This is a genomic window from Gammaproteobacteria bacterium (assembly GCA_016199745.1).
GTDB lineage: Bacteria > Pseudomonadota > Gammaproteobacteria > Acidiferrobacterales > Sulfurifustaceae > JACQFZ01.
In genome coordinates, this window is the sequence record JACQFZ010000022.1 from 219301 (window position 1) to 231224 (window position 11924).

Genomic DNA, 11924 nt, shown 5'->3' on the forward strand with positions numbered 1-11924 from the left:
GTGATTATCGAACCCGTACGCACTGTGCACAGCGGCCGCGAATTTTCAGATCCACATGGGCAACGCGGAATCCTTGCGGAACACGCGGTTTCGCCGACGGCAATGCCTCTAGGCAATAGACGCGCCCGCAGTCGTCGCAGCGAAAATGGCCGTGCTCGGTATGCGGCACGTGCGCTGCGGCGGTTGCGCTGAAGCGAAATACGCGCGCGTCGTCGGTCAGCTTGTGCGCAAGCCCAGCTTGCACCAACGAATCGAGCACGCGATACAGCGTTACCCGATCCGCACGCCCGCCAAAGTGTGCCTCGACCTCTTGATGGCTCAAGGCGTGCCCGGCCGTGGACAGTAGTCGCAACACCTCGACCCGCGCGGGTGTCGCGCGGACACCCGCGTTGCGAATACGTTCGGTAATCGCGTCGGCCCGGTTCACCATTGGTTCCCGTTTCGGCATGCGCGCTAGGATAATGCAATCAAATTGCTTGAGCAACTCAGTTGCATTATAGCCCAGGCGGTTCTGACAACTCTCGTGACTATGTGGTCTCCCAAATCGGTTTAGGGTCGGCGGCTTTTCATTTTGAGCGAGCACGCAATGAATCAATAGCTCATATCGCTATGCCGCCTGTTGTTGCCGTGGATATGTTTTACCGTGAACGTACATGGGCACGAGATTGGTCCCTCGTTGCTGACAATGTCCGTCGAGGTCAGTAGGCTGGCTGGCTTCGGTAGTGGCGCGCCACGATACGTTTGAGGTGGGGGCTCATGCGAGGTTTGGTTTTATTTTTACGGACTGTTCATGAGTTCGACGTCGCTCGCCTCGATGACATAGCTCGCGTTCGCGAGCTCGTTGTGGGCGTGCTCGGTTTTCAGGCGGCCGACGACCGACACCTTGTCGAACACTTGTTGCACCTTGAAAGGTTTGGTACCGGTGCGCACGAGAACGATTTGATTGGACGGCGGCGGCGGCACATGGATACAGGCGCCGAAGTAGGGTACCAGCAGAAATTCCGAGACCGCCTTGCCGTCGCCTTCGAGCGTTACCAGGAAGCCGGACAGCTTCACCTGCTTGTTGTTCAGTGCGTCGACCACCGGTGCGTTCTCCCAGGCGGCGCGCAGCTCGTCGGCGTACTGCTGCGCGCGCGGATCGCTGTCGCTCAGCTTGGCCATCTTCTTGCTGTAGCGTCGCATCATTTCGTCCGGGCGGAAACTCGTCGGGACGAGGTCTTCCCAACTGATCGCTTTTATCGCACCGGCATTCTGCGGTGCGGCTTTGGTCGCCGGCTTCGCCGGTGTGGGCTGCAGTGCCTGCGCGGCGGGGCCGGCGAACAGGCCGATCGCAAGACCGACCGTCATCAGAAAAGCGCGAGCGATGTTCATAGAGATACCTTCGTCTAACTAAATATGGATCATCATGCCGTCTGCCAACGATTGGCGATAGGCACGTAGCGCCGGTAGAAGACCGGCGAGCATGCCGGCCAGCAGCACGGCGGCCAGCAAGCCAAGCTCATAGGTCGTCGGCAGACCAATGTCGAGATAAATACCGAAATAACTTTGGATCAGCGGCCGCACGAAGAATAGCGCGAGGTACAACAATACCACGCCGAGAACGACACCGATCGCGGTCAGCGCCGTCGCTTCACCGACGATCAGCGTCAAAATATGCCGTGGTCGTGCGCCGACAGAACGTAGGACCGCCATTTCCCGCCGGCGTTCGTTTAAGCCGGTGAGCAGTGCCGTGACCATGCCGCATAAGCCGACCAATGCGACCAGCGACGATACCGCTAGCAGCACTTTTTCGACGATGCCGATCGTGTCCCACAGTTCTTGCAGCACCACGCCCGGCAATATCGCCAACAGCGGTTCGCGGCGGTATTCGTTGACGAAGCGCTGCACGTGGAAGACCGCGGTGCGCGAGTCGAGGCCGACAAGAGCGGCGGTGATGGTTTGCGGCGTGAGATCTTGTTTGCGTGCATCCTTGGCCGAGATCTTGGCGCCGGGCACGCGCATGCCGCTTTGCCAATCGACGTGAATCGCTTCGAGGCCGTCGAGACCGACGTGCACGGTACGATCCACCGGTGTGCCGGTGCGCTGCAGGATGCCGACCACACGAAACGGTTTGTCGTCGTGCATGGCGCCTTCGCTCTCGACCGCGCCGTGGGCGATAACGATTGACTGGTTTAGGCGATAACCGAGCTCGCGGGCGACGTCGGCGCCGAGCACGGCATCGTACACGTCGGCGAACGGTTTACCTTCGGCGAATTCGAGACGGCGGTTGCGCGCGAAATGATAGTGCGTGAAGTAATCCGCGGTCGTGCCGAGCACGACGAAGCCGCGGTGCGAATCGCCGAGCGAGATCGGTACGGTCCAGGCGACGCGCGGGTGGTGCGCAACGTCGAGGTAACTGCGCCACGACATGTTGTTACTGGCGTAGCCGATGCGGAACACTGATTGCAGTAGCAGGGCGGTGGTGCCGGTGCGGGCGCCGACGACCAGGTCGGTGCCGGAGATGGTGTTGGCGAAGCCGGTGCGTGCCTGCGTGCGCAAGCGTTCGACACCGAGCAGTAACGTTACGCTGAGCGCGATCGACAGCACCATCAAGAACGCCGTCACGCGCCGGTTGAGCAAACTCTTGAATGCCAGTGTTAGAACCATGTCAGTGACTCGTTCGAATCGCAGGGTCCCTCTCCCCCCTCGCGGGGGAGAGGACAGGAGAGAGGGGGTTTATTATCACCCCTCTCCCCCTTCCCCTCTCCCGCAAGGGGGGAGAGGGGAGCGCTGAGTTATTCGATGAAGATGGTCTGACGGAGAAGAAAGCTGCCTTAATCATTCGTGTCCTCCCGTTGCACTGCCGCACGGTTGATGTCGTGCAGCGCGACGGTGCGGTCGAATAATCGCTGCAAGTTGATGTCGTGGCTGACGAACAGTAGCGTCGTGCGTTGCTCACCGCATTCGCGGAACAGCAATTTCAGAAACGCCTCGCGTCGGTCGCTGTCGAGCGCCGACGTCGGTTCATCGGCCAGCACAATTTCCGGCCCACCGATCAACGCGCGCGCGGCGGCCACCCGTTGTTGCTGGCCGACGCTCAAGCGTGTCACCGCGCGTTCCGACGACGCCGCTTCGGCAAGATCCAGATGCTCGAGCAAACGCCGCGCCTCGTCATCGGCGCCACCGCGCGCCGTTACGCGCTCGCGTCGGCGCGACGAGAATCGGCAGGGTAGCGTAATGTTCTCGACGATGGATAAGTACGGCACTAGATTGAACATCTGAAAGATGACGCCGATGTGATCGGCGCGAAAGCGATCACGCGCCGCCGCCGGCAATTTCGCTAGCTCGGTATCCAAAACTTTCATCCGGCCCTGTTGCGGTACGACGACGCCGGCGAGCAAGCTGAGTAGGCTGCTTTTACCACTGCCACTCGGCCCGTGCACGAACACGCGCTCACCGGCGTTGATCGCCAACCGCTCAATCTGAATCAGTGGGCGGTCCTTCGCCCAGCTGAATTCCAGATCGTTGATATCGATGACCGGCACGGTCACGGCGTCAACGCGAGTCGGGTGTTATCGGCCTTTAATACTTTCTCGTTTTGACCGTTCGGCGTCACCATTTGCACCTTCAGCTGCTTGAGCTTGGGAAACGCCTTGAACATGCGCACGTCGATTTGCTTCAGCTCAGCCGGCGTCTTGCACTGCCAGCGCCATTGGGTTTCGAGATCGGAATGTTTTTCTTTGCTGCCCGCGGTTGGCAGCTTGATGTCTACCGTCGATGGTTGCGCTTGGCACTGCGCCGCCGCCGGCAGCTCAAACAATTTTTCCGGCTGTTTTAACAGTTGCTCGGTCTCTTGCACCTTCTTCTTCTGCGCCGCGGTGTTGGCGGCATGTTCGAAGCCGAGGAAGCTGTCGGTGGGGCTATCGAGGCCGATGCCGAGCTCGTTACCTTCCAGTGTGACTTGCAATTGACCGATGCCGTGGGTGTGGCCGGCGTGTTGCTCGAATCCGGCCTCTTTATCGGTGCTCTTGCTGGTACTTGTGGCAGCGAATGCCGGGGCCGCGGCAATTGCAGTGACGAGAAATAGTAAAGAAAACTTATGCATGGTTTTTCTCCTAAAGCAGCAGCTCCGGGAATAAATTTTTCGGAGTGCGATTTCAATCGAATGTTACTACCAGCGACGGATAGCGCCGCTGGGCGATTTCAAACAATCGCTAGCAATCGGGGAGGGCCGCGCGCGACGGCGCTGGGCACGGTGCGCGATAGCAGCACCAATAGAGACGGAGAAATGTTTTCGCTGACGCTGGCCGACGCGACCATCAGCAGCAACGGCGGTGCCGGTGCCTTCGCCAAGTTATCGGCCATGAAGTGCTGCGCGCACGGCCCTTCGTGATGATGAAATACATGCTCGTATTCATGCACCAACGCCGCCAATTGCACAGCGACGAACATCACCGCCAGCAGCGGCACGAGCGCTCGTGCACGGCGAAGGATCGATCGGCCGATGGTTTTCGTTTTGGCCATTAGTGTTGAGCGAAGCGATGACGCGTCGATAACTTAAGGAGAGAGCAGACTAGCGCCACGTTAGATGCTTCGCAAGTTAGTCGCACCGCGTGACGATCGTTAACACGCCATCACATTTGTTAAGTTTTTGTTGATGTGACTGACTACCGTAGAACGCTAGCTGGTTCCAGCGAACGTTCTCGTGCAGGTTTCGGAAGATTCTTTCAGTGCAGCTCTTTCAACACCGCGATCTCGTCGCAGTTGTTGAACTTATAACACTTGATGCACACACCCCAGACTTTTTCCGGCAGCGTTTCTTTCGGCACGGTCGTGAAACCGAGCTTGTGAAAGAACGGCGGCACATACGTCAGCGCCATCAATCGGCGCAGGCCGATGAGGCGTGCTTCATCGATCACACGTTCCACCAATAAGTGGCCGTAGCCGCGGCCTTTGTAATTGTCGGCCACCACCAGCGAACGGACTTCACCGAGGTCTTCGGTGAAGATCTCGAGCGCACTGCAACCGGCAACCTTGCCGTCGATTTCAACGACGAAGAAATCGCGCAGGTGTCGATAGATCTCGCTCATCGGTCGCGGCAGCAAATTACCTTGCGTGGCGTAGCCTTCGATCAGGTGATGAATGTCGGGAACGTCGCCGATGGCGGCGGGGCGCACGATGGGCGACGGCATTTTCGATTTTGCGTTAGGCGGTTGCACGGCTGAGCATATCCTCGGCGTGCGCAATCGTTTTCTTGTTGATCTCGACACCGCCCAGCATGCGGGCGATTTCGAGTACGCGATCGGCGTCGGTCAACGGGCGCACGTCAACGACTGTAGCAGTTTCTTTTGTCTGTTTCGCCACCTGCAAATGATGCTCGCCTTGAGCGGCGACTTGCGGCAAGTGAGTGATGCACAGTACTTGCCGCGACTGACCGAGTTCGCGCAGTTGCTGGCCGACGATTTCGGCGACACGGCCGCCGACACCGACGTCGACTTCGTCGAAGATTAATGTCGGCACGCGACCGATCTTTGCGGTCACGACTTGCAGCGCCAAGCTGATACGCGACAGCTCGCCACCGGATGCCACCTTGGCCAATGGCCGTGCCGGCTGGCCGGCGTTGGCCGTCACGAGCAACTCGATACGATCGAGGCCATACGCGCTGATTTCGCCATCGGCTAACGGCGTGACTTCGACCTCGAAGCGGCCGCCGGCCATGCCGAGTTCTTGCATGCGTTCGCTGACGATGCGATTCAGCTTTTTAGCGGCGTCGCGACGTTTGCGCGAGACCGCTTGCGCCGCTTCGAGGTACGACGCGCGAATGCGCGTTGCATCTTCCAGCAAGCGCGTGAGGTTGTCGTCGAAATGCTCGATGTCGCCGAGCTCGGCGCGTAACCGCTCGAGCAACGCCGGCAGCTCTTCCGGGCGCAGGCGATACTTGCGTGCCAAGCCGTGAATCGCGCCTAAGCGTGCTTCGAGCCATTGCAGGCGTTCGGGATCGAGATCCAAGCCGTCGAGATAACGATGCAAGCGGTTGGCCGCTTCATCGACATGAATGACGGCTTCACTGACCAGCGCTGTCACTTCACTCAACTGCGGATCGTGATGCGCCAACCCTTCGAGTTTGGTGGCAACGCGGGCGAGCAACTGCGAGGCCGATGTTTCATCGTCGTCGTACAACGCTTGTACCGCGGTTTGGGCACCGTCGAGCAGTTCGGCGCCGTTGGCGAGGCGCGCGTACTCGTCCTCGAGGCCGGCGATCTCTTCGGCTTTGAGATTGAGCGCGTCGAGCTCCTTCACTTGATGTTGCAGCAGTTCCAAGCGGGCGCTGCGATCGGCTGTCTGTGTACGCAAGGCGTCGATGCGGCTTTCGAGCGTGTGCAACTCTTGGTAGAGGCGAGTGACATCGGCGACGGCGTTCGTGTGTCCGGCGTAGTCGTCGACGATGTCGCGTTGCGCGTCGCGCTTCAACAGCGACTGGTGCTCGTGTTGGCCGTGAATATCGACCAAGTGCTCACCGAGCTCGCGCAGCATCTGAATCGGTACCGGCCGGCCATTGATGAAACCTTTCGAACCGCGTTCGCGTTCGATCACGCGTCGCAGCACGCACTCGCCGTCGGCGTCGAGGTCGTTTTCTTTGAGCCAGCGCGTCGCCGGCGCCGTCGATTTGAGCGTAAAGCCGGCAGAGACATCGGCCCGCTCGACACCGTGGCGTACGACACCGGCATCGGCGCGGTCGCCGAGCACGAGCGCCAGCGCATCGATCAAGATGGATTTGCCGGCACCGGTTTCGCCGGTGAGCACGGTCAGCCCCGACGAGAATTCGAGCGTGAGGCTCTTAACGATGGCGAAATCACGGACGTAAAGCGAAGTCAACATTAGAGTCTGCAGCCCGTCATGACGTGAGTTGGATTCACTGTGCTAGCCCTCTCCTGCATCTACGGGAGAGGGCGAGTGGGTTCGCTAATGCGATCATTTCGGTTGGCATCAGTATTTCGTACCCCAATGCAATTTTTCACGCAGCACATCATAGTGGTTGCGACCGATCGGCCGCAGCAGTTTGACCGAACGTTTCGCCCGCCGCACATTGACGCGATCGCCGGCCGCCAACATAAAGTTGGATTGGCCGTCGAAGGTGACGTGCGCATGACTGCTCGATAATTCCAAAATGACGATTTGAATGAGCGAGTCAGCCGATACCATAATCGGCCGATTGCTGAGCGTGTGCGGACAGATCGGCACCAGCGCCAATACTGGCAACGTCGGCTGCAGGATCGGGCCGCCGGCGGACATGGCATAAGCGGTCGAGCCGGTCGGGCTGGCGACGATGACGCCATCGCCACGGGCGCTGTTGACGAACTCGTCGCCGATGTACGTTTCGTACTCGATCAGACGCGCGAGCTCGCCCTTGCTGATGATGACATCGTTGAACGCACGCGCCGTATGGAGGATTTCGCCGTTGCGTTCGATCTCGGCGTGCAATAGCAGTCGCGGTTCGATCTGGCTCTTGCCGTCGAGGATGCGACCGACTTCCTGCTCCATGTCGGCGAGGGCGATATCGGTAAGGAAACCGAGCCGGCCTTGGTTGACACCTATGATCGGGACTTCGTAGTCCGACAGGTGGCGGGCGACGTGCAGTAGCGTGCCGTCGCCGCCGATGACGATGGCGAGATCGATCGCCGGGCCGAGGCGCTCGAAGGGCAGGGCCTGGCCGATGGGCTCAGGCATCCTGCGCGCGGCACTTTCGTCGATAAGCACCTGTAGACCGCGGGTTTTCAGAAATCGACCCAGCTGCAGCAGCGGGCCGACCACATCGTCGTCCTGGTATTTACCGAACAAACCAACGGTTTGGAAGGCGCGCTTCATGCTAATGCCCAAAATAGGAGCGCGATAAGCTAGCACGCGCGGCGCGCGGGCGACCAGCCGCATCGAAAAATCATTTATAGGGTGCGATCGCTTGGCACTCGGTCCATTCGAGTGCTAAATTCCCTGGGTATACAGGCGCTTTGTAATTTACCCTCTCTATGACACTCAATCCGCGCGCTGAACTTCTATTAAAGACGCTCATCGAGCGCTACATCGCTGATGGCCAGCCGGTGGGGTCGCGTTCGCTCGCCCGCCATGGTGGCTTGGATCTGAGCCCAGCGACCATTCGCAACGTCGTCGCCGACCTCGAAGAAATGGGCCTGGTGCGCTCGCCGCATACTTCGGCGGGGCGCGTTCCTACCCAGCGTGGATACCGGATCTTCGTCGATAGTTTGCTCAAGGTGCAGCCGCTCGATGCTAGCGAGGTGCGTAAGTTGAAGGGCGAGCTGTCGTCCACACAGGATCCGCAACAGCTAATCGAGCACGCCTCACACTTATTATCTGAAGTCAGCAAGCTCGCCGGTTTAGTGTTAATGCCGCGGCGCGAGGAGCAACCGGCATTTCGGCATATCGATTTCGTCGGTCTGTCCGGGCGGCGTTTATTAGTGATCCTGGTCACCCAGGATGGGCACGTCGACAACCGTCTCATCAACACCGACCGCGATTACACCCCCTCGGAATTGGTCGAAGCCGCTAATTATTTCAACGCGAGCTATGCCGGCATGTTGCTGACCGACGTAAAGCAGGCGTTGCTGAAAGAGATGCAGCAGGCGTCGACCGACATGCAGCGATTCATGAATTTGGCGATGGAAATGGCCGGAAAGGCCTTTGCGGGCGAGAAAAGTGAGGTCGATGAGCTAGTTGTTAGCGGCGAATCCAATTTGATGGATATTCCGGACCTTGGTGACGTCAAAAAGTTACGTAAGTTGTTTGACGCTTTCGAGGCGAAGCGCGATTTGTTGCATCTACTCGATCAGAGTATGCGGGTGAGCGGCGTCAAAATATTTATCGGTGCGGAATCCGGTTACGAAGTGTTGGAAGATTGCAGCGTTGTGACCGCGTCGTACACGGTCGATCAGCAGGTCGTCGGTACGCTCGGGGTGATCGGCCCGACGCGTATGTCGTATGAGCACATCATTCCGATTGTCGATATTACCGCCCGGTTGTTGAGCGCCGCCCTTAGCGGCACCTCGGGACCGTCCGGGCCACGCCTTGAAAGCTCGGGGTCCTAACCCCATTAGGCAGTCCATCATCTAAAAAGCGTATGAGGGGTTGTTATGTCTGAAGAACAGGGGCGAGCGCAGCCGGCCCAGGGATCTGCCGTTACCGACGGTGGCGTAGCAGGAGCCGATCCACAGCTAACCGATTTGCAGCAACAGCTGCAGACGATGAAAGCAGAGGCTGTACAGAATTCTGAGAAATTCCTGCGGGCGCGGGCCGATATGGAAAATATCCGCCGGCGCGCCGAAATCGATGTTAGTAATGCTCATAAATATGCTATCGAGCGCTTCGCCAGCGAGCTGGTCGCGGTACGGGATAGTTTAGAGCTAGCACGCACCGTCGATATTCGTCAGGAGAGCGACACGGCCCTGCAAAAGATGCATCAGGGGCTAGATCTGACGTTAAAGCTGATGGACGACGTGTTGCGCAAGTTTTCCGTCACTATCGTCGACCCCAAGGGCGAGAAATTCGACCCCGCCAAGCATCAGGCCATTAGTATGGTAGAGAGCAACGAAGTCCCGCCGAATCACGTGGCCGCCGTTATGCAGAAGGGGTACTTACTGCATGACCGGGTTATCCGGCCGGCGATGGTGGTCGTGGCGCGGGCACCAGCGACCCAGCCGACTGAATGAGCGTTAGCGAATCGACTTCCCCTCTCCCCTCGCGGGGGAGGTGAGGCGGCGGAGCGAAGCCGGTATAGATTGGTAGATCCCGCTCAAACAAACGACACGGTGATAGGGCCTCTTGAAAACGCGGGCCCTAGCCCCATAAGGCACCCCAATACACATTTCGGAATTTTTTGAGGACACAGCAATGGCGAAAATAATCGGCATCGATCTCGGTACGACGAACTCCTGCGTCTCCGTCATGGAAGGCAGCAAGGTTCGCGTCATCGAAAACAGCGAGGGTGATCGCACCACGCCGTCAGTGGTCGCGTTCGCGGAAGACGGCGAGGTCATCGTCGGTCAGGCCGCCAAACGTCAGGCCATCACTAATCCGCAAAACACCCTCTATGCCGTGAAGCGCCTCATCGGCCGCAAATACGAAGAGGAAATAGTGCAGCGGGACATCAAGATGGTCCCGTACAAGATCGTCCGGGCGAAGAACGGCGACGCCTGGGTCGAGGCGCGCGGCAAGCAGATGGCGGCGCCGGAAGTGTCGGCGCGCGTGCTGCAGAAGATGAAGAAGACGGCCGAAGATTATCTCGGCCATGAAGTCACTGAAGCCGTCATCACCGTGCCGGCGTACTTCAACGACTCGCAACGCCAGGCGACCAAAGACGCCGGCCGCATCGCCGGTTTGGAAGTGAAGCGCATCATCAATGAGCCGACCGCCGCGGCGTTGGCGTTCGGTATGGACAAGAAACCGGGCGACTCCAAGATCGCGGTCTATGACTTGGGCGGCGGCACCTTCGACATCTCCATCATCGAGATCGCCGAAGTCGACGGCGAGCATCAGTTCGAAGTGCTGTCGACCAATGGTGACACCTTCCTCGGCGGTGAAGACTTCGACAAACGCATCATCGATTACCTTGCCGAAGAATTTAAGAAAGACAACGGTGTCGATCTAAATCGCGATCCGTTGGCGCTGCAGCGTCTGAAGGACGCGGCCGAGAAGGCCAAGATCGAGCTATCGTCGACCCAGCAGACCGAGGTAAACCTGCCGTACATTACCGCCGACGCCAGCGGTCCGAAGCATCTCAACATCAAGCTCTCGCGCGCCAAGCTCGAGTCGTTGGTCGAAGATTTGATCGCGCGGACCATCGAGCCGTCCAAGGTGGCGTTGAAAGACGCCGGCCTAAAGGGTGCCGACATCGACGACGTGATTTTGGTCGGTGGCCAGACGCGCATGCCGAAAGTGCAGCAAGCGGTAAAGGATTTCTTCGGCAAAGAGCCGCGTAAAGACGTAAACCCAGACGAAGCCGTGGCGATCGGTGCCGCGATTCAGGGTGGTGTGCTCGGCGGCGACGTCAAAGACGTGTTGCTGCTCGACGTGACGCCGTTGTCGCTCGGTATCGAGACGCTCGGTGGCGTCATGACCAAGCTGATCCAAAAGAACACGACCATCCCGACCAAAGCGCAGCAAACGTTCTCGACTGCCGACGACAATCAAACGGCGGTGACGGTGCACGTGCTGCAGGGCGAGCGCGAAATGGCGAGCGGCAACAAATCGCTCGGTCGTTTCGATCTTACCGGCATTCCGTCGGCGCCGCGTGGTATGCCGCAAATCGAAGTGGCATTCGATATCGACGCCAACGGCATTCTGCATGTGTCGGCGAAGGACAAAGCCACCGGCAAAGAGAACAAGATCGAGATCAAGGCCGGCTCGGGCCTGTCCGAGGCCGAGATTCAACGCATGGTGCAAGACGCCGAGATGCACGCGGAAGAAGACCGCAAGGCGCGCGAGCTGGCCGAGGCCCGTAATCAAGGCGACGCTGCCGTCCATAACGTGCAAAAGACGTTGAAGGAAGCCGGCGATAAGCTCGATGCCGCCGAGAAGACGCGCATCGAGGCGGCGATTAAGGAGCTAGAAGCGGCGGTGCGTACCGACGACAAAGACGACATCACCAAGAAGACCGAAGCGTTGCTCGAGACCTCGCACAAATTGGCCGAGCAACTCTATAAGAACACGCAAGGTGCGGAAGCTGGCGCTGCCGAGGCGGCGAGCGCGGCCGGTGGTAACGACAAGGACAACGTCGTCGACGCCGAGTTCGAAGAAGTGAAGGACAGCAAGGCGAAGAAGTAAGGTTCGCGAGCCAATGCAGTGCTCAAGGACGATCGTTGCAGTTAATTAAGTAGCGCGCCAAAGGCACCGTGAGAGTTCACAGTGCCTTTTTGGTGTGTCCGCGAATCGCGGAC

12 protein-coding genes are annotated in these 11924 nt (G+C 59.1%); 3 read left to right on the top strand and 9 right to left on the bottom strand.

Translation table 11 applies throughout. The annotated features are described in order from the left end of the window. Positions 1-4: 4 nt before the first annotated feature. From HY308_06010 to HY308_06050, 9 genes are all read right to left on the bottom strand, one after another. The gene (locus HY308_06010; protein MBI3897835.1) at positions 5-448 is read right to left on the bottom strand and encodes a transcriptional repressor; all 444 of its coding nucleotides are present in this window, start codon (positions 446-448) and stop codon (positions 5-7) included. A gap of 329 nt (positions 449-777) precedes the next feature. Then, entirely contained in the window at positions 778-1371 is a 594-nt protein-coding gene (locus HY308_06015) for a DUF3299 domain-containing protein (GenBank protein ID MBI3897836.1), read from the bottom strand. Between the two features lie 18 nt (positions 1372-1389). After that, complete coding sequence (locus HY308_06020) at positions 1390-2646, bottom strand: ABC transporter permease (protein MBI3897837.1); 1257 nt, start codon at positions 2644-2646, stop codon at positions 1390-1392. Between the two features lie 167 nt (positions 2647-2813). Beyond that, positions 2814-3530: an ATP-binding cassette domain-containing protein gene (locus tag HY308_06025; GenBank protein MBI3897838.1), complete on the bottom strand. Its 717-nt coding sequence runs from the start codon at positions 3528-3530 to the stop codon at positions 2814-2816. After that, positions 3527-4084, bottom strand: coding sequence for a DUF2796 domain-containing protein (locus HY308_06030; protein MBI3897839.1), 558 nt, complete (start codon positions 4082-4084; stop codon positions 3527-3529). Before HY308_06030 ends, HY308_06025 begins: the two co-directional genes overlap by 4 nt. Before the next feature lie 98 nt (positions 4085-4182). Next, positions 4183-4503, bottom strand: a complete 321-nt coding sequence (locus tag HY308_06035; protein MBI3897840.1) for a hypothetical protein — start codon at positions 4501-4503, stop codon at positions 4183-4185. A gap of 203 nt (positions 4504-4706) precedes the next feature. Further along, positions 4707-5159, bottom strand: a complete 453-nt coding sequence (locus tag HY308_06040; GenBank protein ID MBI3897841.1) for an N-acetyltransferase — start codon at positions 5157-5159, stop codon at positions 4707-4709. Between the two features lie 25 nt (positions 5160-5184). Next, complete coding sequence (recN, locus tag HY308_06045; protein MBI3897842.1) at positions 5185-6858, bottom strand: DNA repair protein RecN; 1674 nt, start codon at positions 6856-6858, stop codon at positions 5185-5187. 108 nt (positions 6859-6966) lie between these two features. Then, positions 6967-7845, bottom strand: a complete 879-nt coding sequence (locus HY308_06050) for an NAD(+) kinase (GenBank protein ID MBI3897843.1) — start codon at positions 7843-7845, stop codon at positions 6967-6969. A 158-nt stretch (positions 7846-8003) separates the two neighbouring features. On the opposite strand from HY308_06050, the gene hrcA reads away from it, so the two are divergent. From hrcA to dnaK, 3 genes are all read left to right on the top strand, one after another. Beyond that, the gene (hrcA, locus tag HY308_06055; GenBank protein MBI3897844.1) at positions 8004-9077 is read left to right on the top strand and encodes a heat-inducible transcriptional repressor HrcA; all 1074 of its coding nucleotides are present in this window, start codon (positions 8004-8006) and stop codon (positions 9075-9077) included. A gap of 45 nt (positions 9078-9122) precedes the next feature. Beyond that, a complete protein-coding gene (grpE, locus tag HY308_06060; GenBank protein ID MBI3897845.1) occupies positions 9123-9698 on the top strand; it encodes a nucleotide exchange factor GrpE in 576 nt (191 codons plus the stop codon). 181 nt (positions 9699-9879) lie between these two features. Next, the gene (dnaK, locus tag HY308_06065; GenBank protein ID MBI3897846.1) at positions 9880-11811 is read left to right on the top strand and encodes a molecular chaperone DnaK; all 1932 of its coding nucleotides are present in this window, start codon (positions 9880-9882) and stop codon (positions 11809-11811) included. The last annotated feature ends 113 nt before the right edge of the window (positions 11812-11924 follow it).

Bases quoted from the DNA above. Each gene is read 5' to 3' on its own strand.
- recN (MBI3897842.1), bottom strand. From the start codon at position 6,858: ATGTTGACTTCGCTTTACGTCCGTGATTTCGCCATCGTTAAGAGCCTC.
- HY308_06050 (MBI3897843.1), bottom strand. From the start codon at position 7,845: ATGAAGCGCGCCTTCCAAACCGTTGGTTTGTTCGGTAAATACCAGGAC.
- HY308_06010 (MBI3897835.1), bottom strand. From the start codon at position 448: ATGCCGAAACGGGAACCAATGGTGAACCGGGCCGACGCGATTACCGAA.
- grpE (MBI3897845.1), top strand. From the start codon at position 9,123: ATGTCTGAAGAACAGGGGCGAGCGCAGCCGGCCCAGGGATCTGCCGTT.
- hrcA (MBI3897844.1), top strand. From the start codon at position 8,004: ATGACACTCAATCCGCGCGCTGAACTTCTATTAAAGACGCTCATCGAG.
- HY308_06035 (MBI3897840.1), bottom strand. From the start codon at position 4,503: ATGGCCAAAACGAAAACCATCGGCCGATCGATCCTTCGCCGTGCACGA.
- HY308_06020 (MBI3897837.1), bottom strand. From the start codon at position 2,646: ATGGTTCTAACACTGGCATTCAAGAGTTTGCTCAACCGGCGCGTGACG.
- dnaK (MBI3897846.1), top strand. From the start codon at position 9,880: ATGGCGAAAATAATCGGCATCGATCTCGGTACGACGAACTCCTGCGTC.
- HY308_06030 (MBI3897839.1), bottom strand. From the start codon at position 4,084: ATGCATAAGTTTTCTTTACTATTTCTCGTCACTGCAATTGCCGCGGCC.
- HY308_06015 (MBI3897836.1), bottom strand. From the start codon at position 1,371: ATGAACATCGCTCGCGCTTTTCTGATGACGGTCGGTCTTGCGATCGGC.